Annotated in this window: 19 protein-coding genes; 5 read left to right on the top strand and 14 right to left on the bottom strand. The window is 58.8% G+C overall.

Annotation, left to right across the window (positions count from 1 at the left end; translation table 11 throughout):
- From P4G45_RS00650 to P4G45_RS00620, 7 genes are all read right to left on the bottom strand, one after another.
- Positions 1-1,302 (bottom strand): DUF2264 domain-containing protein, encoded by a 1,302-nt coding sequence (locus tag P4G45_RS00650; protein ID WP_348267769.1) that lies wholly within the window; start codon positions 1,300-1,302, stop codon positions 1-3.
- Positions 1,303-1,384: 82 nt separating this feature from the next.
- Positions 1,385-5,878: a glucoamylase family protein gene (locus P4G45_RS00645; protein WP_348267768.1), complete on the bottom strand. Its 4,494-nt coding sequence runs from the start codon at positions 5,876-5,878 to the stop codon at positions 1,385-1,387.
- A gap of 89 nt (positions 5,879-5,967) precedes the next feature.
- Positions 5,968-7,794, bottom strand: a complete 1,827-nt coding sequence (locus tag P4G45_RS00640) for an ABC transporter ATP-binding protein (RefSeq protein ID WP_348267767.1) — start codon at positions 7,792-7,794, stop codon at positions 5,968-5,970.
- 326 nt (positions 7,795-8,120) lie between these two features.
- On the bottom strand, positions 8,121-9,407 hold the full coding sequence (locus tag P4G45_RS00635) for a transporter (protein ID WP_348267766.1): 1,287 nt from the start codon (positions 9,405-9,407) through the stop codon (positions 8,121-8,123).
- Between the two features lie 12 nt (positions 9,408-9,419).
- Positions 9,420-10,112, bottom strand: coding sequence for a cysteine peptidase family C39 domain-containing protein (locus tag P4G45_RS00630; protein ID WP_348267765.1), 693 nt, complete (start codon positions 10,110-10,112; stop codon positions 9,420-9,422).
- On the bottom strand, positions 10,112-10,525 hold the full coding sequence (locus tag P4G45_RS00625) for a hypothetical protein (RefSeq protein ID WP_348267764.1): 414 nt from the start codon (positions 10,523-10,525) through the stop codon (positions 10,112-10,114). Before P4G45_RS00625 ends, P4G45_RS00630 begins: the two co-directional genes overlap by 1 nt.
- Before the next feature lie 73 nt (positions 10,526-10,598).
- Positions 10,599-12,269 carry a hypothetical protein gene (locus tag P4G45_RS00620; protein WP_348267763.1) on the bottom strand — a complete coding sequence of 557 codons (1,671 nt, stop codon included), beginning with the start codon at positions 12,267-12,269 and terminating at the stop codon, positions 10,599-10,601.
- A 664-nt stretch (positions 12,270-12,933) separates the two neighbouring features.
- Between P4G45_RS00620 and P4G45_RS00615 the strand changes: the two genes are divergently transcribed.
- Together P4G45_RS00615 and P4G45_RS00610 are read left to right on the top strand one after the other, a co-directional pair.
- Complete coding sequence (locus P4G45_RS00615; RefSeq protein ID WP_348267762.1) at positions 12,934-14,112, top strand: tetratricopeptide repeat protein; 1,179 nt, start codon at positions 12,934-12,936, stop codon at positions 14,110-14,112.
- A gap of 6 nt (positions 14,113-14,118) precedes the next feature.
- Positions 14,119-15,888 carry a chloride channel protein gene (locus P4G45_RS00610; protein WP_348267761.1) on the top strand — a complete coding sequence of 590 codons (1,770 nt, stop codon included), beginning with the start codon at positions 14,119-14,121 and terminating at the stop codon, positions 15,886-15,888.
- Between the two features lie 14 nt (positions 15,889-15,902).
- On the opposite strand, the gene agaR is transcribed toward P4G45_RS00610, so the two are convergent.
- From agaR to P4G45_RS00590, 4 genes are all read right to left on the bottom strand, one after another.
- Complete coding sequence (gene agaR, locus P4G45_RS00605; RefSeq protein WP_348267760.1) at positions 15,903-16,724, bottom strand: transcriptional repressor AgaR; 822 nt, start codon at positions 16,722-16,724, stop codon at positions 15,903-15,905.
- 176 nt (positions 16,725-16,900) lie between these two features.
- The gene (locus P4G45_RS00600; protein WP_348267759.1) at positions 16,901-18,730 is read right to left on the bottom strand and encodes an MFS transporter; all 1,830 of its coding nucleotides are present in this window, start codon (positions 18,728-18,730) and stop codon (positions 16,901-16,903) included.
- A 191-nt stretch (positions 18,731-18,921) separates the two neighbouring features.
- On the bottom strand, positions 18,922-19,866 hold the full coding sequence (gene miaA / locus P4G45_RS00595; protein ID WP_348267758.1) for a tRNA (adenosine(37)-N6)-dimethylallyltransferase MiaA: 945 nt from the start codon (positions 19,864-19,866) through the stop codon (positions 18,922-18,924).
- Positions 19,867-20,027: 161 nt separating this feature from the next.
- Entirely contained in the window at positions 20,028-21,041 is a 1,014-nt protein-coding gene (locus P4G45_RS00590) for a TonB C-terminal domain-containing protein (protein WP_348267757.1), read from the bottom strand.
- Positions 21,042-21,196: 155 nt separating this feature from the next.
- On the opposite strand from P4G45_RS00590, the gene P4G45_RS00585 reads away from it, so the two are divergent.
- Positions 21,197-21,709: a MogA/MoaB family molybdenum cofactor biosynthesis protein gene (locus tag P4G45_RS00585; protein ID WP_348267756.1), complete on the top strand. Its 513-nt coding sequence runs from the start codon at positions 21,197-21,199 to the stop codon at positions 21,707-21,709.
- Between the two features lie 39 nt (positions 21,710-21,748).
- Positions 21,749-22,405, top strand: coding sequence for a VTT domain-containing protein (locus tag P4G45_RS00580; RefSeq protein WP_348267755.1), 657 nt, complete (start codon positions 21,749-21,751; stop codon positions 22,403-22,405).
- Positions 22,406-22,497: 92 nt separating this feature from the next.
- On the opposite strand, the gene P4G45_RS00575 is transcribed toward P4G45_RS00580, so the two are convergent.
- A complete protein-coding gene (locus P4G45_RS00575) occupies positions 22,498-23,046 on the bottom strand; it encodes a DUF6580 family putative transport protein (RefSeq protein WP_348267754.1) in 549 nt (182 codons plus the stop codon).
- A gap of 81 nt (positions 23,047-23,127) precedes the next feature.
- On the bottom strand, positions 23,128-24,411 hold the full coding sequence (locus P4G45_RS00570) for a class I SAM-dependent rRNA methyltransferase (protein WP_348267753.1): 1,284 nt from the start codon (positions 24,409-24,411) through the stop codon (positions 23,128-23,130).
- 124 nt (positions 24,412-24,535) lie between these two features.
- On the opposite strand from P4G45_RS00570, the gene P4G45_RS00565 reads away from it, so the two are divergent.
- A complete protein-coding gene (locus tag P4G45_RS00565; protein ID WP_348267752.1) occupies positions 24,536-25,711 on the top strand; it encodes an NAD(P)/FAD-dependent oxidoreductase in 1,176 nt (391 codons plus the stop codon).
- Positions 25,712-25,810: 99 nt separating this feature from the next.
- Here the strand turns inward: P4G45_RS00565 and P4G45_RS00560 are convergent, their stop codons facing one another.
- A complete protein-coding gene (locus tag P4G45_RS00560) occupies positions 25,811-26,284 on the bottom strand; it encodes a c-type cytochrome (protein ID WP_348267751.1) in 474 nt (157 codons plus the stop codon).
- Positions 26,285-26,371 lie beyond the last annotated feature (87 nt).

Genomic DNA, 26,371 nt, shown 5'->3' with positions numbered 1-26,371 from the left:
TTACACATCATGAGCATGATCGACCGGGATATCCACGCCCGACCAGGCCTTCTGCTGCGTCCATGGTGCCGCAGGCGCTGACCAGAATGGATCGGCAGGAGGCAAGCCAAGCGGCAGCCACGCAGCACTGGCCAGGTAAAGGCTTCCAGTAGAAATATAAGTCTCGCCGAGCGATGGCTGATGTCCCGCAAGCCCGATCCGCAGCCATCCTGCAGCAGAAAATGTGCCAGGGACACCAAGAGTCCGGCGCTGAACCGCAGTCAGAGCGCAGCGCACCTGTTGCGGAAGAACAACCTCGGGCAGCATGTGGCGAAGGCTGCAATCGGCCAGCAAATGAAAGGCTCCGCACCGATATGTAATGGAGCGTCCTACGATGGGATACTCGCCCTGCGGACTGATCACCCGCTCCTGAATAGCCGCGTACCTCTGCGCCCGCGCGTGGATCTCTGGCAGCATATTTTTCCACGCCGGTTCGGCATCTCCCACTGTCTCGATGAGCTGCAATAGATAGGGGTGGATGACGAAACTGTCGTAGTAGTCCGCGTGATAGTGCGGGCCGTCGCCATAGGTGCCGTCGCCGACATACCACTCCGTATGTTTGCGCAAGGCGTAGTCGACGCGAACGCGGTCCCAATCGGTTCCCAGCATCTTCAGGGCAGCCTCGTTGAGTGCAGCAAAGAGCAGCCAGTTGTTGTATCCCGGCAGCACGATGCGCTCTGACGTGAGCGCCTGCACCAATCTCTGTCGTGTCGACGGATCCAGCGGCTGCACAAGCTGGCGCGGCGCACGAAGTAGCGCCAACGCAAGAAAGGAAGAATCGACCACGGTCTGCGATGATGCGCCAAAACGCATGAAATCGGGCGAAGCTGGATCGACGGCGGATGTAATGGCGGCGAGCGCCCAACCCCGGTATCGTTTGCGCAAAGCCGTCTCGTGCGCCGACTCCTGCGCGGATGGTTCCAGTTCAAGCCACGGAGCCAGCCCGGCGAGAAGGCGGCCAAGGGCCTCCAGAGGTGAGCCAATCGCACGCTCCGCCGCCAGACCCGCCGCCGCTTCAACAGGCATGGTTGCGCGCAACCGGCGTTCATTCAGAGCGTGGAGAACAGGCTCCGAGACCTGTTCCAACATCGCAAGCCAGGTCATCCGATCCTCTTTTGCAGTTCCAGCAGACGCTATCGAAGCAGAGGCTGCATTCGCATCGCCTGTCTGTGCGCTGCCGTTGCTTGCGAGCAAGGTCGCGGCTCCAGCGGCCATGGTGTTAAACAGAAATTTCCGTCGCGTTTTAATTTTCTGCTGATGCATGAATTCCCTCTGGGTTTTCCCCAGAAGCAACCATAGGGTGTGTTCTCATCGAACGTCAACCCGCCGTTCCTTTGCCTTCGATTTATTTCTTAAGTGAGTTCAGCATGTCGTTGCTCAACGGCTTCTCATGCAGTAAGAGCTCCGTGGCACGCACCCGCGGATTTGCATGAAACCACCGTTGAACAATGTTGTCGTGCAGCAGATTGGTCAGTGCAAGCAGTGACATGCCCTGATGATGGGCCATCCAGGAGCGCACCAGGCGCGGCTGCTTGCCCTGGGTGAAGTCGGCGGCCTCGTAGAGGCCATAGGCTCCCGTCCAATTCATCGCGACCATGCGACGAAGATTCGCCAGCGCATCGTTGCGCAGAAGCGGCAGCGCAAGATAGGTGGAATAGGGAGAGATGACCGGACCATCTTCCGCGCCGTACTTCAGCGCCAGTGCGGGAACGCCCCACGCCTGATACCGGTAGCGGCCTGAGTCATCGGTCTCGGCGAAACCCGACTCCGAGATACCCCACGGAATATCGCGCACATGGTCGCGCTGAATGCGCACGGCATTATGCAGAGAACGCGCGATCAGTGTATCGGGAAATGTCCGCATCCAAAGCGCGGGCATCATGTACTCAAACATGGTGCCAGTCCACGAGAGCAACGCTGCGCGGCCGTTGACCAGAACGTGCGAGCGGCTCAACCGGAACCATGCCTGCTGCGGTATGTCTCCCTTGGCGATGGCAAGCAGCGACGCGATGCGGGCCTCCGACGCAAGCAGGTCATAGCAGGCGGAATGAAGCTCGCCCGTAGTGCCGTCGTAGCCGATGGACAGAAGCTGCCGCGATTCAACCAGCAGAAAGCCGAACTGCATGGCCTCGGCGCATTGTTCGGCCCGCACGGCGATATCGGCTATCTCTGCCTGAAGCCGTGACAGCCTCTCTCGCGCCGAAGGAAGCATTGAGCGCAACTCCGTAGCGAGGGCCCTCAAACTTGATCCCTCCGCATGAGTGACTGGAGTATCCACGATGCGTCGTTCCAGTACCGACACGTATTGTGTCGCCTGTTGCAGCGTGGGAATCTGGCTCTCCTGCTTGTTCTTGAGGTCCGCCGGTTTCTCTGATGCCGCGAGCCCGAAGTATTCAAACAAAGGAACAAAGCGAGGCAGCAGCCACGGCGTATATTCCTCGATGAACAATGCTAATGCCCGCTGTCGGCGCGAAGCCTCTTCCATCAGCCAGTCTTCCGCTTCGCCTTCGACATTTGGCGAAGGCAGCGAATTTTCCATAAGCTGGCGAACCAGCGTCTGCATCGTCTGTGATCCTTCAGAGGATGACTGCTTGCCGCGCTGCCTGCTGTGGCCCGCTTCATCTCTTCCGTGCAGCATGTCTTCCAGAGCGGCAAAGGTATTGGGATTCAATATGGGGCGCTTCAGCAGATCAAGCGCTCCAGTATGCAGCGTGTAAAACGAGGCGGCGAGGTTGCCGCTATCGACCGCCGAGACAATCTTCGGTGCAATTGGCTCCAGCCGTCCGATGTCATACCAGTTGTAGATATGACCTCGCTGTTTTTCGAGCCGGTCATAAGTCCCGAGCGTTCCCAGTGTTTGAGCAGCAAATTCCGGCAGCGTAATAAATCCGAATTCATACGCCGCCTGACGCGCGTTGAGCAGCATTCCGAGGTTGGTCGGTGAAAGCGTAAGTGCCTGGCGTGTGCCTTGCTCCTCTACATTGTCGGGAATCAACCAATGGTTCTGCTCGCCGCCAAACTCCGAGAAGTAGCGCCATATATGCAACGCCTGACGCTTCAGAAACGATCGGTCCACCGTCGACAGCGGGCCTTCCACACGTCGCGGAGGCGAATCGAGCCAGAACACGGCAACCGGAGCCAGCGCCCACAACACCAGCACCGGCGCTGCCGCCAGCAGCGCATGAGGATGTCTCCACGCCAACGCGGCCGCAATCAGCAGGGCAATTATCGGCGAAAGGTTCAGATAGCGGTCGAGCGAACTTTTCGATGTTCCACTCTCTGCTTGTGCCGCCGTCTCCCAATCGAGCAGGTTTTTGCCAGAGATCAGCGTTCGATTCAACGACCGCACAATGGCATCCAGCGAGAGCAGCATGTGATGGGGGAGGAAGATGAGATTGAGAATCGTGATGCCGAGCGATGCGGCGAAGGTAGAGAACGTCTCCTTTGCCGCGACGAGGCTCGCACTGAACAATGCCCTGCTGATGTTGAAACCTAGCTGCACCAAACCTGGGAGCAGAAGGACGATCAGCGTAGCGATGGTCCAGTAGACCGGGCCGCCGGGAAGGAAGAACCATCCAAAGATGAACAGAAGAAAGGTGACCGGCTCGATCAGGCTGCGCCGAAGATTGTCGAGGATCTTCCAACGCGAGATCGTGCTGATGGGGTTCACGACGGACCGGCCAGTCTCGTCGGGCACCGAATTGAAGAGCCAGCGCATGATCTGCCAGTCCCCGCGTAGCCAGCGATGTTTGCGGCGAGTGTGCGCCGAATAGTGCGACGGATAATCGTCGATCACCTCGATATCCGTAGCCAGCCCGGCGCGCACGTAAGCGCCTTCGATGAGGTCGTGCGAGAGGAGTGCATTGCGTGGAAAACGGTGCTCCAGCAACTCATGCAGCACGGAGACCTCGTAGATTCCCTTGCCGGTGAAGATGCCTTCGCCAAAGAGGTCCTGATAGGCATCCGATACCGCGCGTGTGTAAATGTCGAAGCCTGTTTCGCCTGAATAAAGTGCTGCCATCCGCGAACGCGAAGCCGAGCCAACACTGACACCGACACGCGGCTGCAAAATTCCATAGCCCGCCGTGACAATGCGCAGGCGCGGATCGATGATTGCTTGATTGAGCGGGTGCGCGATCGTTCCTGTCAGCCGCGCCGCCGAGCCACGCGGCAGTTGCGTGTCCGAGTCCAGGGTGATGACGTAGCGCACCCGATCCAGAAGTTGAAGAGGACCGGCCTTGACGGGAAAAGTATCCAACGAATGGACCAGCAGCTTGTTGAGATCGAGCAGCTTTCCGCGCTTGCGCTCCCATCCCATCCACACGCCCTGGCGAGCGTTGAAGACACGATGCCGATGCAGCAGGAAAAAAGAGCCTCCGTCCTGCGTCGCATATTTTGCATTCAGCTCATCGACCATTCGAAGTGCTAGATGGACGAGCGGGCTGTCGTCCTCTTCCGGTGGGCGTGTCGTTGTATCCGGCAGGTCAGTGAGCAATCCGAAGTGAATATTCGGATCTTGATTTGCGAGATAGCGCGCCTCCAGCTCTTCAAACAATTCCGTGACCTGCTTCTCGCTCATCAGAAGCGTGGGCACAATCACCAGCGCCGTCATCTCCGCCGGAACGCCCTTTGAAAAATCGAGCTTCGGCAGCGGCTCCGCCTTCAGCAGCGCCGTGATGCTGCCATTGATCAGGTCGACTGCACCCTGCGTCACCGGCACCAATGCAAAAAGAAGCGCACCAATCACGGCCCAGTAATCATGATGAGGAACCAGCGGAAGGATAATCGCGGTAATCAGCATCACCGACAAGGTGAACGTACCGAGGATATAAAACTCCTCATTCCAGTGGCGCATCATGCCGCGCAGCCGCTCTATCGGCGGCGGATGATACCCAATGCGATAGTGCAGCTGCGGCACGCCTTCGGCCAAAAGATAGTAGCCAACGTGCGATTGGCGAAGAGCGAGGCGAGCGTCCGCGTGGGGCACGCCAGCCGACTCGCGCGCAAGATCGAGCGCAGCCTGCGCCGTCTCGACTTCGTTGAAGTTGGCGTGGCTTGCCATCTCGGCGACGCGCTGGTAGTACATGCTGCGCGTCTCATCTTCCATGTTCGCGAACGCGCCGGCGGGGTCTTGGCGGAGGATGGCATCGAATGCGATCAGCGGTTCGAGCAAGGGACGCCACTCGGCCTGATCCAATCGCCGCAGGCCATGCAGCGGCACGGAGAACGGGGAATCCTCGATGCCCGGAAGCTCCCCAGCTGAAAAGGCCTCATCTGCCCGGTCGAGGATGAACTCCAGTTGGGCCAGCTTCAGGGCCTGCGGCAGAAGGCCGATCTCCTCCAGCAGCAGAGCATCGCGCCGCTGGAATTGCTTCACATAAATCGCAAGCGACTCAGGTGACCATATTCGCGCTACGGAGAGATATCCCTCTGCGAGAAAGACGACCTGCGGCAGCACTTCTCCCGATGGAAGCCGCACATGGGGTACCTTGGCAAAACCATCTTTCGCGCTCTCGGTACCGGCAATCGCAGCTTTGAGCATGCGCGTGCTTTCGAGCAGTTCAAGCTGCGGCGTCAATTGACTGCTGGAGGTCTGTTCGCGGCAGATGGCCAGGCGTTCCTTGAGCCGGGTTGTCAGCCTGGTCAGGCGTGCTTCAAAGTCGTCGTTGCCGGTTCCACGGGCGACAATCTCCAGATGCCGAATCAGCATGTCCGCATGGTGCCGCAATTCCTCGTCGGAGATCGTCGGCTTCTCGGGCAGGCCCTCTGTCACCAGGTCGGACACAGGCGCCGTTGGCGGAAGACTCTCGGAGGTGTGATCGGTTGGGAGCTGAGACATGGACTTTCCTTATGGCCGTGCAAACTGTTCCAGCAACGTCTTGCGGGAACAGAGGTTCTAATGACAAAACGACAGATTCAAGGCCGCGTCTACCGGTAGCTTGCAGCCTGCATTTCAAACATTTCAGAGTACAGACCGCCTGCATGCATCAGTTGTTCGTGATTTCCTTCTTCGATCAGGCGTCCACCGGAGAGGACCACAATTCTGTCCGCCATGCGAACGGTGGAGAAACGGTGCGAGATGAGCAGCGCCATCTTGCCCAGGGTCAGTTCGGCAAAACGCTCAAAGACCTCCAACTCGCTGCGCGCATCGAGCGCAGCCGTCGGCTCGTCCAATATAAGAAGCTGTGCGTCGCGCAGATAGGCGCGGGCCAGCGCGATCTTCTGCCATTCGCCGCCCGATAGCTCCACGCCACCCTCGAAGCGACGACCCAGAATCTGGTCGTAGCCGCCGGAGAGTTTTTTCACCACTTCATCGGCCAGACTCTTGTGCGCGGCGTCTTCAAGATCGCTCTCGCTGTGCGGCTGGTCGACACGGCCAACGGCAATGTTCTCCCGCGCCGTCATCTCGAAACGCATGAAGTCCTGAAAGATCACCCCGATGTGCCGATGCAGGTCGTCGAGCGCGTAGTCACGCAGGTCGATGCCGTCGAGCAGAATCTCGCCTTCGGTCGGATCGTAGAGGCGCGTAATCAGCTTCACCACGGTCGTCTTTCCCTGGCCGTTCTCGCCGATCAGCGCGATCCGTTCGCCGGGCGATAGCGTGAAGTTGAAGTTATGCAGGACGGTGCGATTAGTCCCCGGATAGGTAAAGGAGACGTTGCGAAATTCAAATCCGCTCCGGATCGGGACAGGCATCTTGTGGCCGTCGGGCTTCGATTTCACCGTCGGCTCCATCTCGAAGAAAGCGATCAGATCGGTAAGAAAGAGGGCTTGATCTGCGATGCCCGAGACGGTCGAGAAGACCTGCTGCAGGTTGGAACTGGCCTGCTGAATGGACGTCGTGAGGAAGGTGAACTTCCCGATGTTGTACGCGCCGCCCAGCGTGCGCCAGATGACATAGATATAAGCGCCGTAGTAGCCCAGCGTTCCGATGACGCCGAGCATTCCACCGACGATCAGCTTCGAGCGGGATAGCTCGACATCCTCGACATAGATCTGATGGGCAAGCCTTTCAAACTTGTCAGTGAAGAACCGGTGCAGGCCAAAGAGCTTAACCTCCTTCGCTCCTTCGCGACTTCCAGCAACCTGGCGGAGGTAGTCCATCTGCCGCTTCGCCGGAGTCTGACGAAAATTTTTGGCATATCCGAGAAAGGCAAAATGCGTCTCTCCGAGGAACGACGGCAGCACGCCCAGCGCAAGCAGCAGCACCAGCCACGGAGAAGCCCATGCCAGCGCGACTGTAAAGCTAAGCGTTGTAATCACCTGCTGGATCAACCGGCCCATCTGCTGAATCATGCCGAGCCGGTCGGTGGCCTGCACCCGCGCCCGCTCCAGGCGGTCGTAGAAGACAGGGTTCTCGTAGGTCGTCAGGTCCAGACGCGATGCCTGCTCCATCACCTTGACGCTGACGTATTGGGTGTAGCGATTGGCCAGCAGCGAATCGGAGTAGTCGATCGCGTGGGTGATGAGACCGAAGACGACGTTCAGGCCGACCTCGGTCCCCACCAGAATCCAGAAATTGTGCGGGAGCGGCCTGCCGCGCAGGACGTCCGCAATGTCCTGAAGGATGAGAGCAGCAACTTTTGCAATGGCGATGGGAAGCACCGCCACGATGCCGCGCAGAATCAACCCCCATGTAACCACAGCCGGGCCCGAATCCCACAAGATACGCAGGACTGGTGGCAGATTGCGCAGCGCGCTCAGACGGTCGCGCCAAGGGCTTTCCACTTTTTTAGTGGTTGGGGCTTCGCTCATAGGGCTCTATCAGGGGCTCGTCCTCTTCGACGAGCATAGTCTGATGTGATGCCGAAGAGTAGGGACGCGTTGGTCAGACGGAGGTTACAGGAGCCCGCGCCCGCGAACGGCTGGGGAACAGGCAAATGCCAAAGTTGACTGAGCGAAGGATTACATCCTCATCCATCGCAGTAAAGTTGCGATGGATGGGCACCCGACCTTTTATCCTCGGCGATTGCCGATCGACCTTGCTCCAGTAAAGCTTTCTTTTTGTGTCGCTTGCGCGCCTAATCCTCGCTTCGAGCACAGTTCAGAAGACCTGACGAGAAGGGGAAGATGAAGGTGGGTTAGCGAACCATCCTCGGCTTCCACAGCGATAGCCTGAACGGCAGCCCTACCGAGAATTGCAGGTTCGGCGTGTCGGGCGTCAGACCAACGCCGAAGCTCAGGTCAAGGATCCTGCCCGGAGCATACACATACGAAGTCCCCAGTCGGAGCGTGCCTTCTACAAGGTACGAGCCGGGCCACATGGATCCATTTAATTTGGCGGAACGCGTGAAGCGCTGATCCCAACCCAGTGTCATGGAAGTGTCCGGGTTGAGAGCGAGAATGGAACCCAACTGGAAGCCATAGGAGTTTCCCGGCCGAATGTGTCCTACCATAGTGCCGCCCGGGTTGTTCGGATCGTTGGACGGAAGCGTATGTCGGGCTGCAAGGTTATCGGTGAAGGATATATTGCCGAAGAAGACAACGGGGTCGCTCGATTTGGCGGCAGTCAGGTTTCCCTGGACGGCATAGAAGCCGGAGCCAAGATTCGTCTGATTGCTGGTGAGGCTGTAAGAGTTTGCTCCGGTCACGGACTTGAAGCGGATATTGGCGAGCAGGTCAGGTACGTGCCCACGCTCGAAGGTCAACTGGCGGGAGATGCCTGCCTGAATGTCCCCAAGCCCGAACTGGCTCATGGTGGTTTCCTTGCCGAGGGCATCGACGGTACGGTTCAGCACATATCCGTAAGGAACCGTGAAGTCCATCTGAAACCGGTTGGGAAGACCCAGCCGGGTTGTAAATGTAGGCAGAAGGAAGTCCTCGCGGACTCGTTGCGAGGTGATGTCGCCGACGACGAGGATGGGCAGCAACGCGAAGCCGTCGATGGCCACATGGTCAGAAGATGCGCTGAAGTAAGAGATCGTGTTGTCGATTTCGAGGGTGCCGGGAGGCAGAAGCAGACCACCGCGAACAACCAGCGCCTGGTCGAGAGCCTCGGTAGCGCGGCGTTCGGTCTCGTCATAGGTGGCGTTGTTTACAACGGCCTCTACTCTGCTGGGCGCGGGAGCAGGAGCGGTAGTCTCGGCGATGCGGGTGACGTGGGCGCCTGCGCTTGCTGAAGTGTTCACGACATTGAGACGGTCTTCCAACTGCTGCACCCGTTCGAGCAGATTGCGAATGATGGCATCGCGCTCACGCAGGGCCTGCTCAATGCGGGGATCGAGCGGCTCCCGGGCCGGAGCACCGGTCAGGGAGTGGCGCTGTGCCGGAGGATTGGCAGCTACAGTCGAAGTCTGCGCCGTCTGCGCCGAAAGAGAGGCGGCGGCAGAGAAGCAGAGGATCGAGACCCATAAAGTCCGTCGCAACATGACATAACTCCCCTAATACAAAGCGTTGGCCGGGATCGCAACTCCGATGCCGCGGGAGATGAGAGTCTCGTCCGGCACGACACGGGATGCGGCGGAGACACTCTTTGGAGCCAGCATTCTCGGGTCGGGTGGCTGGATAACAAATACGATTCCGTTCTTCCAGATCTTCATGAAGCGCCCGGTCGCCATCGTGACGTTGCCGAAGCCAGGATCGGCAATTATAACGCGGTCGCCGACGATGCCCTTGACGACAACGAAGTGGTCTACAGTCTTGACGTGGATGGGTGTGATGACCCAGGATTTTTCAGCAGCGAGGTCCGCGAGCGACATACCGCTGAATCCTTCGGCGTTGTAGCCGCGCGCCTGGGCGAAGTGCTTCAATTCGAGCAGAGAAAAACCGCCGCGTGCACGGACACGGACGGGATCGACGCGATGCAGTATCCAAACGACGATTGCGGCCTCAGGAGTGTTATCGCTGAAGTCGTAGGTGAGGATGGTACTGAGGGCCGCCGCGCCGCAACTCATATCCCAGCGCTGGCGGACGACGCCTTCATCACGCAACTCCTTCAACGTGCGAACCGGCTTCGCTCCCTGTGTCTCGGGCAGGTTAATGGAGACCTGAGCGTTGGCAGGGACAAGCGGCAGGGCAAGAATCACGACCACAATCGCGAAGACCGAACGCAGGAATGGGCGTGGCAGTTTCATCAGTGCTTTCCGTTGAGATTGGCCTGAGTGATGGTGCCGACCGTCGAGTTGATGTTGATGTTCAGGTTGAGCAGGACATTGATCTTGGAGTTGACTGCGTTGATGTTGATCAGCGAACTCAGGTTCTGCTGCGCGTTGCCATTGATACTGAGACTGCCGATCGTCGTGCCGCTGTTGGCGACGGTCTGGACTGCAAGTGAACCTGCGCTTGAGACCAGGCCGTTCGGTGTTGGTGTTTCGCCCTGGAAGTTCACGACTCCATTGGTGGCGGTGGCGGAGATGCCGGAGGCGGTGACGCGGTCGAGCGTGCTGTCGCTCATTGCAACCGGTGCCGGCTTCGGTTTTTTGTTGGTCTGAGAGATGCCCATCTGCGTCAGCAGCACCAGGCCCGCGATCACTAAATTGCGATGCATAAATCCTCCTTATCGCTTGCGGACAGCGCGGGCCGGGCAGTCCATGGAGTGAACTGCCCAGCCCTTTCGCTGCTTAGTGACTCTGCGAGATGCTGTTGACTTGGTTCAGGGTTGGGGTGGAGTTCATGTTGGTCGTACGGGCGATGTTGACGCCATTGGCCACCATGCTGCCAGCCGCGTTGACGAGGTTGATCGCCGCAACATTCTGCTGGGCGGAACCTGACAGGTCGATGCTGGACGTTGTGGTTGAAGAGACAGAGGAGCCGTCTACAGCGATGTTCTGCGCAGCGGCGGAGTCGAAGCTGACCGCGCCTTCGATGTTATTGACGACGTGATCGCTCTTGACGGCGCTGCTGTTGCTGGAGCTTGAATCTGTTGTCGCCAGCGTAATTGCCGTGTTGGTTGTGGTGTTGTGAGACGAGCTGGTGCTGTGGTTCGAGGAGGAGTTATGCGCAGTGTTGGTGCTGCTGTTGCTTGCGCTGTTGGAGGCCGATGCATTCTGTGAAGCGCTGTTGCTGCTGGACGACTTCGCAGACTGCGCGGCGCTGGAGGACGCCGAGTTAGTCGTCGCGTTGGCGTTCTTGGCAGTGTTGGCAGTGGATGCTACGTTCGAGCTCGAGTTGTTGGCCGCAGCCGACTGACTCGCGCTGTTGTTGGTGCTTGCATCCATGCTGGCAGCATTCTTGCTGGCGTTGTTTGCCGACGCGCTGTTGGACGCGCTGGCATCGTTGGCCGCATTACCCTTGTTCGTCGAGGAGTTTGCGGTGGATGCGGAGCTGTTCTGGTGATTGGCCGCGGCAGAGTTATTGGATCCATCGTTCTCGGTGGGTCCCTGGCCGTTGTCCCACGTCGAGGCAGCGCTCTGGCTGGCGCCGTTCTTGGTGGCGTTGGCCGTGCTTGCGTCGGTGCTGGACGAGGTCACGTTGCTGGCGGAGTTTGCGGATTTGGCTGCATTTGCCGAAGCCGCGTTGCTGGCGCTGTTGCTCGCAGTGGAATTGCTGGTGCTACCCTTGCTTGCGGAAGCGCTGTTATTTGCAGCAGCAGACTTCACATTGCTCGCAATGTTTGCGGTGGTTGATGCGGAGGCATCGGTGGTTGCATCGCTCTTATTAGCACTGTTCGACGCAGACGACATGTCCGTGGCGGAAGCGCTCTTGCTGGCGCTGGCGCTGTCGGATGCGCTCTTGCTGGCGGCTGTGGCGTAGGTGGAGCTATTGGCAGCGGCGTTGCTTTCAGTGGACGCTGTGCTGTCTGTGGCGGAATGATTGAGGCTGCCGTTGAGACTTGACGAACTCGTGCTGCTCTTGGTGACGTCCGAAGACTTCATATCATCATACTGGCTGTTTTGACCGCGCTTGTAGCCGGAGAGCGTAGCTCCGGTTGTCTGCGACTGGTCGATGGAGTTGGCCTGGGTGACGGTTGCGCCGGAGTTTGGAGCGTCTGTCGTCAGGCTGCCGTCGTATACGTTGACGCCGTCGGCCACGGAACTGCCGGAGGCGCTGACAACGTTGACGCCCTTTGCGCCATTCAGTGCGCTGCCCGAGAGGCTAACGCTGCTGTTATCGGTGGTTGTGACGGAGGAGTTGTTTGCCGCGACGGACCCGGCCGAGCCACTTGTGTTGGTCTGACCAGCAGTGACATTATCCATCTGGTTATCGGTAATTGGCTGAGGTTTCGCCTGGCCGAATGCGACACCGGCAGTGAAAACTGAAGCGGTGATCAGGGTGCAAATAAGTTTGTTCATTGCTGCCTCCATGGGCATGTTGAGACGAGCGAGATCGTTTACGCAATCGACAGCGATTGCGCGTGGCCGGTTTAACGCGAGTTTAAGCACGCTCCTCGCGAAGAGGAGAACCGTCGCAAAACGGCGTATTCATAACGAATGAGGCAAATCGGGCTGATCAAAAAATAATCAAGCCGAACTCAGAACCACATGCGCGGAAAGACAGACGTCAATCGCGCCTTTCAACCCAATTCGTGCGGAGCCTCGTAACTGCATTTGTACGTATCGAAATCTGAGCTGCGACCTGTTGCGCAGCGAATTCATAAAACAGGGGCCTTAGCGAGCGCTAGAACCATGACGCGCGCTATGAACTTCGGAAAAATCAGTTCCAGCCAATGAGCGGCGTGCCTTCTAGTGCAATTGGAATTCCAATCGTTTTATGTGATTCGCCAAGTGATTCCGACTGCTGGACCGTCGCATGTTGCACCATTTTGCAGGTTTAATTAGAAGAGATTTGCCTTGAGGTATCCGCTTTCCCCTCTAACCGATGCTCTTTCGGCCATTTCTCGCCGTCTGGGTCTTCTAAGGATGGGTGAGATGACCGACACGCGCGGAAAAGGCTGGAAGGTCATAAACTCAATATGAGGCGTATTATCGACATGCGAATCAGGATTGCCACCGGGTTATGAGTAGAACTGAAGTTTCGCTCGCGAAGCGACGACTGTTGCTTCGCGATTCGCTAACGTTTTTGGTGCTTACGCTTCTGACGGCCGTACTCTTCTTGGTGACGCTGTTCTTGTTTCGTTCGTTTACTTCGCATCGGGCAGATCTAGCTGTCCGCTGGTCGGGCCGGGGTGAAGCAGCACTGGATGCCGGGAAGCCTGAGCAGGCGATGGTGGCTCTGCGGACGGCGCTGTCGTATGCGCCGGGAACGCGCTCCTATGAGCTGCTGCTTGCAAGGGCGCTGGCTGAGGCTGGTCACACGGAGGAAGCATCCAATTACTTCATGAATCTGTGGCTGACGCAGCCGGGTGATGGCTTTATCAACTTGGAACTGGCCCGCCTGTCGGCTAAAAAGAAGGATGCGCCGACTGCCATCAAATATTACAGAGCGTCGATCTACGGAACCTGGGAAGGCGATGGCGTGGTGCGTAGACGCATGGTACGGCTGGAGCTGGCGCGCTATTTGATCGAGCAGCATGATTTCAACGCTGCGCGCATCGAGCTGCTGATAGCCGCGGGAAATTCCCCGAGCGATCCCGCTCTTAATAGCACGCTGGCCGACCTGCTGATGCAGACCGGCGATGCCGCAGACGGGTTTATCTATTACAAGAAATCGCTTCAACACGATCCCAAGAACCAGGCCGCTCTGGAAGGCGCCGGGCGAGCAGCATACAGCCTGGGAGATTTTGAGGTCGCGCACTCGCTACTGGAGCGCGCAGCTGAAGCGAAAGCCTCTCCCCGCGAGAAGGAAGAGAATCTTTCGGCCGACCTTGCCGCCATGCTTGAGAATTCGAAGCGGATTCTTGAGCTCAGACCCTCCGAGAAGCTGCGGCCTGCGGAACGAGTGGCTCGCATCCTTAAGGATAGCGTCATCGCAAAGAAGCGTTTTGACGGTTGCGTCGCCCAGTTCGATGCGGCAGGCGAGCTGCCTCCTTTGTTACAGCAGCTCAAATCGCGGTGGGTAAGCGCTAACGCGACGATGACGCGGTCCGTGCTGTTGCGGAGTCTGGCGCAGCAGGATACCGCCGTGCAGCTGCTCTTCGACACGGAACTACAAACCAATCAATTTTGCGGCCCGCCCACCGGCGACGATGCACTTCTTCTGCTGGTTGCGAAATCTCCGGAAGTGGCGGACCGATAGGAAGCGATGACACAGGAACATCTCATGGAGAAGGAACCGGGATTGAAAGAAGTATCCACGTCCTCGCTCGCCGACAAGGCTGAAATTGCGCCTGCTCGCGAAGAGCGGCTTTTTCTGCTGCTCTCAATCTTCATTGGCATCATCTCGGGCCTTCTGGTGGTCTCGTTTCGCATGGCCATCGACTGGCTTCAGGTGCTTTTGCTCGGCTCCGCGCCAAATTCGCACCAGCCACGACTTCTCATCATCCCTGCCGTCATTGGCCTACTCATCGCTGTGCTGACGCGGTATGTCTTCCCGCAGGTTCGCGGCAGCGGTGTCAACCAGACCAAGGCCGCTCTTTATATCAACAACGGCTACATCTCGTTTCGCACTGTGATAGGCAAGTTTATGCTCTCTGCACTTGCTATCGGCAGCGGACACTCTCTCGGGCCAGAGGATCCGTCGCTGCAGATCGGCGCCGGTGTCGCATCCTTAATCAGCCGACGGATGGGACTGTCTCGCGAGCGTCTGCGGCTCTTCGCTCCTATTGGCGCGGCTGCAGGCCTTGCCGCGGCTTTCAATGCGCCAATCTCGGCGATCCTGTTCGTCATCGAAGAGGTCATCGGACAATGGAACGCGGCGGTGCTTGGCTCCATCGTTCTGTCGGCGGTGTCAAGCGTCGTCGTGGCACGCTCGTTCTGGGGAGCGGAGCCGATGTTCCGTATCCCAACGGTCACATTCGACTCGCGTGAGTTGCTCGCGTACGCGGTACTGGGCGTCTTCGGCGGTGTTGCGGCGCTGATCTTTTCCAAGGCACTTGGCTATCTACGGCCTCGTCTGCGTCGACAACCGGCGTGGGCTCAGATGTTGCAGCCTGGACTGGCGGGGTTGCTCGTGGGTGGAATCGGATATTTTGGCCTGCCGCAGGTCATGGGCGCGGGTTATGAGGTCATCGATCAGGCCATGCACGCCCAGTTCGCCTGGAAGATGCTGCTGTTGCTGGCGCTCTTCAAAATTATTGCGACGACGCTGTCGTTCTCCAGTGGAACACCGGGCGGCATGTTCGCACCCACGCTGTTTATTGGAGCAATGCTGGGAGCAGCCATTGGTGCGTTTGAGAAGCTTTACTTTCCGCAACTACATCTCACCGGATCGCTTGCGTCCTACGCTCTGGTGGGCATGGGGGTGCTCTTCGCTGCGTTTTTGCGCGCCCCTTTGACCTCGGTCTTCATGGTGCTGGAGGTCAGTGGGAACTACTCGATCATTGTTCCCGTGATCCTTGCCAATACCATTGCGTATGTCATTTCACGTAGCTTGCAGCCTGTCCCTATCTTTGAGATGTTGACCCATCAGGATGGCCTCGACCTGCCTTCGATGGAGGAGCAGCGCGAGGAGAGCGAGCTGCATATCGAAGATGCGATACAGCCTGTCATCGTTCCAATTCTGCAAGGCTCGGAGACGGTTGCCGATGCGATGAAAGCCGTAGCGCAATACAGCGGCATGGAAGACGCCTCAGTGGTGCTCGTGCATTGCGGTGACGGTCTCTGGTACGCTGCGAAGCATGATGAACTGCAAGAATTGTTTGCGAAGGCAGGCGAGGACGATCCCGCTCTTTCGCTTGAAGAGCGACTTGGCAAGGAGCGGACGCCGGTATTATTTCCCGATCTTCCGCTTGCCAGCACGCTGCCTCACTTCAAGCGGTGGCCCTTGCTGCCGATCACCAATCGAGCCATGCGTGGAGCGCTGGAGGGCACAGTGTCCATGGCGGACGTACTGAAGCGATATCAGGGGCGATAGCTGAGGGGCCATCGTTACACGATGATGAGTTCGATACCGGCGCTTCGGAGTGCATCGGCGTCTGCATCGGAGATCTGATCGTCGGTAATGACGGTATGGATTGCCGTAGGCGGCACGATCAACGCCATGCTGGAACGGCTGAACTTCGTGGAATCACAGACGGCGACGACTTTTCGTGAGGCCTTGACCATCGCGCGATTGACTCGCGACTCCAGAACATTAGGTGTAGTGATGCCGATCTTCGGGTCGAAGCCATCGACAGCCAGAAAGAGGATATCGGCGCGTATCTGCCCCAACATGTCTTCCGCCATTGGGCCGACGAGCGAGAAGGAGTTCTTACGTAGAGTCCCGCCGGTAAGAATGATTTCGAAGTTGGTATCGCTCAATTCAGCAGCTATATTAACTGCGTTCGTGACAATCGTCAGGTTGGAAAACTCGCGAAGGGCGCGTGCGATTGTCGTAACCGTCGTTCCTGAGTCCAGAAGAACACACTGTCCGTTTTTTACCAGCTTGATGGCGGCAGCGGCGATCCGTTGCTTTTCCTTGATCTGGCGATGTTCCTTTTCCTTCAAGGAAGGGTCTGTCATGGTGCTGCCTTGAGGTGATAGAGCGCCGCCGTGGGTGCGTTGCACGACGCCGTGGGCCTCCAGGTAGTCGAGGTCTTTGCGGATGGTGATCGGCGAGATGCCGAGCGATTCAGAGAGTTCCGAAACCAGAACGCGTCCGTCGCGGTGAATGAGCGACAAGATGTGCTGCCGCCGCTCGCCGATCAGCATCTTGCTGGGCTCAATGCTCGGGGCGGAGTGTGCACTGGGTGTCTGGTTCCGTTTTTTCATGTTTGGATTCTTCATCTCTTGTGGTCAGTTTCGTCTTCGTTGACAGGCGGCTACCTGGGTTGATTCGATGCGATTGGCCCGGGACGTTCCTTTTATATCAGAAGAGGCTTTCGGCGCAGGGTGACGGGCAGCACACTGCGAAGCGGCAATTGTGACGGTCTTTGGGAACCGACGGGTTAGAGAGAAGGCAGTGGAGCAGCCTTCTCTCCTCTTGTCTTGAAGTGCTCTTCGATCTCTTCCAGGGTCTTCCCCTTAGTCTCCGGTAGGAAGATAGCGGTGGTCAGGATATAGATCACGGTAAACCCGGCGAAGACAAAGAACATCGTCGAGTATCCATATTTACTTACAAAAGGAAGGAAGATTCCGGCGAGGATCGTCGAGACGAGCTGGTTGATCACCAGGGCGATACTCATGCCATTGGAACGGATGCGGGTTGGCATCAACTCGGTGAGAGCCAGCCAGACGCAGACACCGGGACCGACGGCATAGCAGGCCATGAAGAGATAAAGGCACAAGGCAACGAGCCATCCGTGGCTCTTCTCGGGGACGCTGCCGATCAGCGCGTGATCGATTTTGAGGGGTGCGGAGCGGGCGGCGTCGAGGCTGGCGAAGGGATTTTTGAGGAAGGCGTCGAACTTGTTCTGCGGAAGACAGTCGCTACGAGAGATCGTCAGGGGAGCGGCTACGTCGTCGGAACGAACGAAATTTGTGGCCGAGGTGAAGTCGCCGCAAGAGTAGACCACGACCAGAGATGCGCGATGACTGTCTACCGCCTGGTTTGATGGGACTTCTGTGGAGAGAAGCTGCTGAGCTTGATCTGGCGTGAATTTAAAGGAAAGTGTCTGGTCGGATCTCACCATCGCCTGAACGGCGCTGCTGCGATCGATGCTGACCTTCTCCGATTTCATGAACAGGAGGCCTACGCTGGTGAGCGACAGAATAATGCCGCCGGTTCCGACGATAAAGAGGACCTTTCGTCCCAACTTATCGACCAGCGACATGCCGATCATAGTCATAATGAAGTTGACCATGGTGAAGATGACATAGCCCCAGTGCGCCGATAGATCGGAGAGGCCGCTTTGCAGCAGGATGCCGGTGTTGTATCCAATGATGGAGTTGATGCCGGTGGCCGTATTGCAGAAAAGAATGACGCAGGCCAGCACAAAAGGAACGACGTATTTGCGCTGCAGCAATGAGCCGCCCGCCTTCTTTCCTTCGAATGTTGGCGTGTTCGTCGCGGCGACTGCCTGCATCTCCTGCATTTCAATGTTGGCTTGTTCCTCCGAGCGGGAACGTAACAGCGCGGCTTTTGCGGCTTCATGCCTGCCCTGGCGAAAGAGCCAGCGGGGCGATTCCGTCACGAAGATACTGCCCAGAACAAAAAGGACTCCGGGCGGCAGAGAGACCCAGAAGATGTGCCGCCACGCCTGGTCTTTGAAGGCAAAGAGCGCGGCTGCGCTTGACGCCCGTGCGACCGCTTCGACGCGATAGCTGTAGTAGATGCCGATGAGCGCCGCAGCGACGATGCCGAGCGTGAGCATCCATTGGAAGACGCCGGTTCCCCTGCCGCGATTGGAGGCCGAGAGGCACTCCGCAAGGTAAAGAGGGACGACCATGCCGATGAATCCGCCGCTGATACCCTGCAGCAGACGTCCCAAAAAGAGCGGGCCGTAGCCATGTGAGAGAGCGATGACTGGAATGCTGAGGACAAATGCCACTCCGCTCAGGATCATGAGAGGGCGACGTCCCATCCAGTCAGCCAGAATTCCGGCAAACAGCGTCGAGAAGACGCTGCCCAGCAATACCGCCGCCACGATGATCGATAGTTGTCCCGCGTTGAGCCCGGAGGTGGCTTCGAGATAAGGCAGCGCTCCCCCGATGATTCCTACATCGACTCCATACAGGAGGCCGCCAAGCCCCGCGACCAGCAGCAGAAAGCGGCTATATCCGGCGTGCATATCAGGGACTGTAGTAGCGGCGGTTTTGCTGGGAACGTAACTTGGCATGATTCTCCAAACCCTCGATCTGACTCTGACTATCGATCATGCCATGATTCGGTGGTGGGGCTGTTTCGATTTACATCTTTGTTGAGGCAAACGCACAGCCGGCTCGAGATTCAGAGCCTTGTTCCCGAGACGTAGAGGCACCCAAACCGCAGATTCCTCCGTTCGCCGCGGAACGAAAAAAGCACTCTCGTCTAGCTTGAGGGGTTGTTTGCGTTCAGGTGTTGCGCGACTAGCTGCCGGGCCTGCTCTGTGATGCCTGGGTCACCGCCAACGCCTTTGAGCCAATGAATGCCAGCCTCGCGGCGAAACCATGTAGCCTGGCGCTTGGCGTAGTTGCGGTGGCCCTGCTGTGCCTGGACGACTGCTTGCTCGCGGGTGAGTTCGCCTCGCAGAACGGCTGCCGCCTCGGCATAGCCCAGAGAGGTGAGCGGGCGGCAGTCGCGACCGTAACGCTCGATGAGACGTTCTGTCTCCTCGATGAGTCCGCGGTCGAACATCGCTGCAGCACGCTGATTGATGCGTTCGTAAAGAAGTGGCCGCGGCGGATCGAGGCCGAGACGAAGTATCCGGTAGCCGGTCAGCTCATCGCGTCCCTTCTGCCATTGCTGAGTAAGCGGCTGTTTTGCCGCCAACGAAACCTCGATCGCACGGATGACCTTGGGCACGTCATTGGTGTGGATGGCTGCGGCGGCGGTAGCGTCTAGACGCGTAAGAATACGGTGAAGATAAGCCGCACCGTGAGTTTCGGCGCGATGGCGAAGATGCTCGCGCCAATCCGGATTGGTGGGAGGTGAAGGAAAGAGTCCATCGATCAGTGCACGGAGATAGAGCCCCGTTCCCCCGGCAACAATGGGCAGATGCCCTCGCTCCGTTATGCCGCTGAGTGCCTCGCGGGCTTGGCGGCTATAGTCGCCGGCAGTGCAGGCTTCGTCGGGCCACGCGACGTCGATCATGTGATGCTGGATGAGGGAGCGTTCTTCCTGCGATGGCTTAGCTGTGCCAATCTCCATCCCGCGATAGACCGCGACCGAATCGCAGCTGACAATCTCACCGTTGAATTCTTCGGCGAGGCGCAGGGCGAGGGAGGTCTTGCCGCTGGCGGTGGGGCCAACCAGAACGATAAGCGGATTCGTCACCACAGTCGCCACCATCCGGGGTTGAAAACGTGATGTGCGCGAAGCAGGCTGAAGAGCAGCACTGCGCCCGCAATCAGAAGCAAGCCTCTGAGCTGACGGCGGCGTTCGTGGTGCCGTGGCTGGACTGACTTCTGCTTCGAGATCCTTGCGGGCATCCGTTCCTACTCGGGGTTCTTGTTGACGAGATAGTGGATGCGGAGTTCGAGGTTCGGGCCGTGAAACTCCTTGGGCAACGCAGGAAACTGGCCCACACCGGTGATGGAACCCCAGGCCGCGCGGTCGATGGCCTGGTCGTGGGTCGATCCGTCGAGAGTCATGGCGCCGATGCGACCATCGGGCAGGATGGTGAAGCGAATGAGAGTCTCTCCCTGCTTATTGAGCGGGGGGCGTGCTTCCTCGGGAATCAGCGGAAGCCAGGTGTGATAGATCTCGTAGATGATTCGCTTGAGGTAGGGGTCGAAGTTGACGCCCATGGTGTCGGAGAGAACGTCGACGCCGGTGTTAAGTCCCTGATGGGCCACCGGAACGCCTGTGCCGAAGTCTCCGCCGTTGCCACGATTTTGTGCCGCTGCCTGCGCTGCGCTGCGGATGGTGTCGCCGGCTGTCTGATTGGGATTGCCAAAGTTCGGCTTCGTGGGCGCGGGTTTCGGCGCGTCGACAATCGCCTGCTCCTGCTGAGGCAGCGGTTGCGGCGGCGGGGTCTGCTTCGCCTGCTGCGGCGCGGGCTGCTGCGCAGGTGGCTGAGGAGTTGGAGCGGGCGGTGCGGGTGCCGGAACTCGGGCCTTCTCCATGGATTGAAGCTGCTGCAACGTCTTCTTGTCGAGCGTTGGCCTGGGGGCCTTGGTCTGCCGGTGCGAAAGCTCCTTCGAGATGTCCTTCGGCGTGTTCAGGTAGGTAATGTTCTTGTCCCGTTCCCTGAGGACATCCATCGGATTAATAACCCGGGGTTGATGGAACAGAATGCGAGGGCCATAGAAGAGGAACCAGGCGAAGGCAAGATAAAAGATCAGGGAGATGTAGACGGATTCGCGAAAGCGCGCGCGAGAGCGCTCGTCATCGAGAGAGTCGAGCAGGTGGATGAGTTCGTGCTCTTCGAGTTCGCCGTAACGTCCGGTGCGCACCTTGGCGGGTGGGGATGGCGGCACGGAGTTGGGTGGTGTTTCTACAGGTGGCATTGATTATGTGTTCAGACGGCTGCGGGGGACGAAAGTTGCCCCGTCAGCGATGATTGACCAGAGAATGACCCTGGTTTGCCTAGTTCCTTTTATTTTCTCATCTTTATAGCGAGAGAGGGTTGGGTTGCGCAGTGTCCGGGCCGTAAACTGTGTGGGTGAATCAAAGATTTTCTGCCGATACCCGTGCGGTTGTCATTACTGTCAGCGATCGCTGCTCCAAGGGAGAGCAGACGGATGTATCCGGGCCAGCCGTCGCCCGAATGCTGAAAACTGCCGGACTGGAAGGCGTGTTGCTGCGAATTTTGCCGGACGATATAGACGCAATCATTACGGCTTTGCGGCATTATGCGCGAAATGCACAGTTGATCGTCACCACTGGAGGTACAGGGCTGGCCCCCCGGGATGTGACCCCGGACGCCACTCGGCTGGTGTGCGAGCGGATCGTGGATGGGCTGGCCGAGCGCATGCGTGCCGAGGGCTTGCAACATACTCCATTTGCAGCGCTTAGCCGTGCGGTCTGTGGGGTAACCGGAGAGACTCTGGTTGTGAATCTGCCGGGAAGCCCGGCGGGAGCGGAAAGTTCGCTTCGCGCGGTGCTTCCGCTGCTGCCTCATGCGCTGGATCTGCTGGCGGGAAAGACGGAGCATTCCGGGCTAAATGCAGGTTAGAATTTCCGAGCTAAATAGAGGGTAAAATAAGGTTTCCTCGTGAAAATCTCTCCGGTTTCTCTCTTTCATAAACTGAATACCGCTCTGCTCGTGCTGCTGAAGCCGTTGGGAGTTTGGGGCCTGGGTGCGCTTGCCATCGTGGATACATCGTCGGTTCCGGTGCCGATCGATGCCCTGGTCATCGATTATGTTGCGCATGACCACGCCAAGTTCCTTATTTACTGTGTGATGGCGGCTGCCGGGTCGGCCATCGGAAGCCTGGTTCCCTACTATTTTGGGCGCGCAGGTGGAGAGCTTTTCCTGCTGAAACGGATCAACCGGCAGCGCTATGAGGCATTGCGCGACCGTTTTGAGCGGCAGGAATTTCTGGCAATCATGGTTCCTGCGATGATGCCTCCTCCCATGCCTGTGAAAGTGATTGAGTTTGCGGCGGGCGTGTTTGAGATGAAGCCGCTCTGGTACTTTGGCGCGGTTTTTTCTGGTAAGTTCCTGCGGTTTCTGCTGGAAGCGGTGGTTACGATCGTCTATGGTCCTGCGATCCTGAAGACCCTGGGCGGAGCCGTGCACGAGCACCTCGGCTATGTGCTTGGCGTGGTTGGGATACTGGCCGCGCTGCTGGTGGCCTATATCGTCCGTAAGCTGTTCAGCAAGCGGCGAGGGACTCGGTTTCCGGTGGAGGATGAACCGTCGGCGTAGCGCATTTCTTCGACTCTCTAAACAGATGAAGACTCCTCCAAAATGAAAAGGGGCTGCGAGATTCGCAGCCCCTTTTTTGACGGATAGGGTTTTTAGGCGATGTGGTTGCCCTGAGCTTCGCGCATAGTCTCGACGACGCTGGAGGCCAGTGCGGGAAGGCCAAAGAGAGCACCGGCGGTAATCGCGGTGGAGATGACGTCGTTGGCGTAGAACGGAATGGCCGCAATATAGCAGGCGCTGAGACCGGCTACGGTGTGCGGATACATGAAGCTGCCCATCCAGACGGCGAAGTTGCTGAGGATGAAGAACGACGTTGCCGACGCCATGACGCCTCCAGCTACGCGAAGGGCAGACGGCTTGCCGCTGAGCATCTGGTGGCCGAGCAGGCAGATGGCCGCGTACCAGACCCAGGTGATGAGATAGGCGCTGGTGTGAAAGGCGTATCCATAGGCGAAGACGGTGAGATAGTAGTCCGCGCCCATCAGAGCGAGGACAGCGATGATGGTCTGCCAGCGGCTGCGACGCGCGCCGAAGTACAGCAGACCTCCGCCGACCGCAGTGAACCCGATGGCGGTGGTGCTGAAGATATGCGGCAGGAAGCGGCTGAAGACAGCGAAGAGAAGAACGAGATAGGCGACCATGGTAATACCTCTTGTTTCAGAAAAAGCGTGTGAATTCGATTGTCAGCTTTCGGCGTGGCAGGGTCAAGGATTTGGATTGGCCTAATCCGCGACCCGGCAGATGAGGCACTTCAGATAGGTGGTCTCGGGCAGGGTGAGGATGGCCGGGTGGTCGGGGGCGGCACCTCGGATTTCAAGGATCTGGACGCGGCGGCCAGCGTCGGAGGCGGCCGAGGCTACCACGGCGGTGAACTCTTCGAGCGGTACGTGGTGAGAGCAGGAGCAGGTGACGAGGGTTCCGCCGGGGTTCAGCATCTTCATCGCCCGGAGATTCAGCTCCTTGTAGCCGCGCAGGGCGCTCTCGGCGGCACGTTTGGATTTGGCGAAGGCCGGTGGGTCGAGGACGATGGTGTCGTACTTCTCTCCCGCGGCTTCGTATTCGCGGAGAAACTCGAAGGCGTCGGCTTCGATCCATTCGACTTTGGCTTGCAGGTCAGGGTTGAGTTCGAGGTTGCGGTCGGCGACCTGGAGTGCGGCGCGGCTGGCGTCGATGCCGGTAACCTGATCGCAGCGCTGGGCCATATGCAGGGCGAAGCCTCCCTGGTAGGTGCAAACATCGAGAGCGCGGCCACGAGCGTGGCGGGCCGCGGCGGCGTAGTTGAGGCGCTGGTCGAGGAAGGCTCCGGTCTTCTGGCCGGAGGTGGCGTCGTAGTGGAGCTTTAAACCATTGATCGTGAAGACGGTGGTGAGCGTTGGCGTGCCGGGGGTGTTGGTGTGCAGCGGCTCGGGTGAGGGCGGGGCAAGTTGCTCGAGCTCGCGGACCTTGGGATCGGGGCGCTCGATGATGGTGGCGGGTTGAAGGCGCTCGCGGATGATCTCGGTGAGGAGCTGGCGGACGTCGTCCTGTGCGGTGCCCTGGGTGAGTAGCTGGAGGATGACGAGGTCGTTGTAGCGGTCTGCGATGATGCCAGGAAGATTGTCGGCTTCGGAGAAGATGAGGCGGGAGGCGTTGTTCTCTGGCGAATCGGGCGCCAGTTCTTCGCGGAGGGTGAGGGCGGCATTGAGACGCTCGCGAAGCTGATCGAGGTAGGCAGGGCGGGAGAGTGCGGCCTCAGGTGAGACGAGCCGAAGGGTGATCTGAGAGGCCGCGCTGTAAAGGGCTGTGCCGAGCGGGATGCCGCGGCTGTCGGTGATGGTAACCAGTGCGCCGGGGGCGACTTCGTTGGTGCCGAGGGGTGGAATCAGGGATTCGACATCGGAGCGGTAGACCCAGAGATGGCCCGCGCGGAGACGGTCTGCTGCCCGACGGGTGACGGCGGCTGCCGGGCCGTGGGGTTGGGGGGCTGCGGTTTTCAGAGGACGCAATTCTGTGGCGGGCTTCGGCATGACTCTATGGTCGCATGGGGTGGCTCTGACGTGACTGCCTGGAGGTTTTGCGGCATAGCCCGGAATCGAGAGATCGGGCACCCGGATCTTCGGGATGCGAGACTAGAGAGTGATGGGAGTGCGTGTGCAAGAGGTAGATGTTGTAGTGCTGGGTGCAGGTGCGGCTGGGTTAATGTGCGCCATCGAAGCCGGGCGGCGAGGACGGCGCGTTGTCCTGCTCGACCATGCCGAGCGCGTGGGAAAAAAGATCCTGATCTCGGGTGGAGGGCGGTGCAACTTCACCAACATTCATTGCCGGGCGGAGAACTTTCTTTCGGAGAACCCGCACTTTGCCAAGTCGGCTCTGGCTCGGTTTACACCCGCTGACATCATTGCGTTGGTGGAGAAGCATGGCATTCGCTATCACGAGAAGACGCTGGGGCAGCTATTCTGCGACCGCTCCGCGATGGACGTCGTGACCATGCTGGAGCGGGAGTGTGCCGAGGCAGGCGTTCGTGTGCTGACAGGAGCGCGGGTGGCTTCTGTTAAGCGAGACGGCAAGTTTGTAGTGGAGACTTCGGCAGGTGAGCTCAGAGCGGAGGCTGTGGTGGTCGCTACGGGTGGGTTGTCGATTCCGAAGATGGGGGCCACAGGTTTTGGGTATGACGTGGCGCGGCAGTTTGGGCTACGCGTAGTGGAGTGCCGTCCGGCGCTGGTTCCGCTGGTGTTTGGAGGAGAGGATGCGGCGCGCTGGTGCGATCTGACCGGGCTGTCGGCTGAAGTGGTGGCGGCAGCGGGAGTGAAGCGGCGACGCGGCAGCTTTCGCGAGAAGATGCTGGTGACGCATCGCGGGTTGAGTGGACCGGCGATCTTGCAGGTGTCTTCTTATTGGCGGGCGGGCGAGGTGGTGGAGATCGATCTTGCTCCGGGGGTGGAGGTGTTCGCTCCATTGCTGGCCAGGAACGCCAGGCGAGATGCGGGCGCGGCTGTGATGGCTCTGCGAACAATATTGCCGGGACGTTTGGCGGAGCGGTGGGTGGCTTTGCATGAGCCTGCTGGATGGACGAATGCTTCTCTGGAAGCGATGGAGCGAGAGGTTCATGCGTGGCGGGTGATGCCTGCCGGGACCGAGGGCTATGCCAAGGCCGAGGTTACGGCCGGCGGCGTGGATACGGCAGAGCTGGATGCGAAGAAGATGGAGAGCCGGAAGGTTCCGGGGCTTTATTTCATCGGTGAGGTGGTGGATGTGACCGGATGGCTGGGTGGATATAACTTTCAGTGGGCGTGGGCTTCGGGGGTCAGTGCCGGACGGGCGGTGTAGGGACGCCTTCGCTACACCCTTTTAAAATCTTGAGGGTAGCTCGCACCCCATGTCCGGCTTCTGGAACATGGGGATGCCCTGATTGTTATTCGTTACCAGTTATTTTGCTGGTGCGGGTGGGGGGCCGTGCTGCTCCGGAGGAGGGACGAATTCGGTGGGGGTGGATTTGCCCCGGTGGCAGGTGCCGCAGCCCACCTTCTGCATGGAGCCGTGGTCCGGAAGCTGGGCGAGATACTTGCCGTTGATGGTCTGCGTCATGCGCATCATGACGCGGGCGGATTTCTTTTCCGGCTTGGCATCGGAGGCGAAGATGAGGTGGTGGGTGGTCTTGTCTTCCACGTGGCAGAAGTTGCAATGCACGCCGAGACTGCCGGTGAACTGATGCATGGTCGCCATCAGATCCTTGCTGGAGATGTTCTTCGGCAGCACCTTCAGGTTAGTCGGCTTGGGCATCTCGTGGTGTGCCTCCGACGGCGGCGCAGCCGGCGGGGCAGTCTGCGCCAAGAGGCTGACGGAAGGAAAGAGGAGCGATGCTGCAATCAGTACGCGGGAGAGATGCTTTCCATGAAGCATGTGGCTGGCCTCTTGAGATAAGTGATGCGTTGTCTACGTTTCGAATCCTACAGAAGTTTCCGCGCGATGTGGATTGAAATCTCAATT

This window comes from Edaphobacter paludis (genome assembly GCF_039993895.1).
GTDB lineage: Bacteria > Acidobacteriota > Terriglobia > Terriglobales > Acidobacteriaceae > Edaphobacter > Edaphobacter paludis.
This window is presented reverse-complemented; position numbering and strand designations above follow the sequence as displayed.

Coding starts and splice junctions, on each gene's coding strand:
- P4G45_RS00570 (WP_348267753.1), bottom strand. CDS start 24,411: ATGCCGAAGCCCGCCACAGAATTGCGTCCTCTGAAAACCGCAGCCCCC.
- P4G45_RS00610 (WP_348267761.1), top strand. CDS start 14,119: ATGACACAGGAACATCTCATGGAGAAGGAACCGGGATTGAAAGAAGTA.
- P4G45_RS00615 (WP_348267762.1), top strand. CDS start 12,934: ATGAGTAGAACTGAAGTTTCGCTCGCGAAGCGACGACTGTTGCTTCGC.
- P4G45_RS00620 (WP_348267763.1), bottom strand. CDS start 12,269: ATGAACAAACTTATTTGCACCCTGATCACCGCTTCAGTTTTCACTGCC.
- P4G45_RS00575 (WP_348267754.1), bottom strand. CDS start 23,046: ATGGTCGCCTATCTCGTTCTTCTCTTCGCTGTCTTCAGCCGCTTCCTG.
- P4G45_RS00600 (WP_348267759.1), bottom strand. CDS start 18,730: ATGCCAAGTTACGTTCCCAGCAAAACCGCCGCTACTACAGTCCCTGAT.
- P4G45_RS00635 (WP_348267766.1), bottom strand. CDS start 9,407: ATGTTGCGACGGACTTTATGGGTCTCGATCCTCTGCTTCTCTGCCGCC.
- P4G45_RS00560 (WP_348267751.1), bottom strand. CDS start 26,284: ATGCTTCATGGAAAGCATCTCTCCCGCGTACTGATTGCAGCATCGCTC.
- P4G45_RS00650 (WP_348267769.1), bottom strand. CDS start 1,302: ATGCATCAGCAGAAAATTAAAACGCGACGGAAATTTCTGTTTAACACC.
- P4G45_RS00640 (WP_348267767.1), bottom strand. CDS start 7,794: ATGAGCGAAGCCCCAACCACTAAAAAAGTGGAAAGCCCTTGGCGCGAC.
- P4G45_RS00625 (WP_348267764.1), bottom strand. CDS start 10,525: ATGCATCGCAATTTAGTGATCGCGGGCCTGGTGCTGCTGACGCAGATG.
- P4G45_RS00590 (WP_348267757.1), bottom strand. CDS start 21,041: ATGCCACCTGTAGAAACACCACCCAACTCCGTGCCGCCATCCCCACCC.
- P4G45_RS00630 (WP_348267765.1), bottom strand. CDS start 10,112: ATGAAACTGCCACGCCCATTCCTGCGTTCGGTCTTCGCGATTGTGGTC.
- agaR (WP_348267760.1), bottom strand. CDS start 16,724: ATGAAAAAACGGAACCAGACACCCAGTGCACACTCCGCCCCGAGCATT.
- P4G45_RS00645 (WP_348267768.1), bottom strand. CDS start 5,878: ATGTCTCAGCTCCCAACCGATCACACCTCCGAGAGTCTTCCGCCAACG.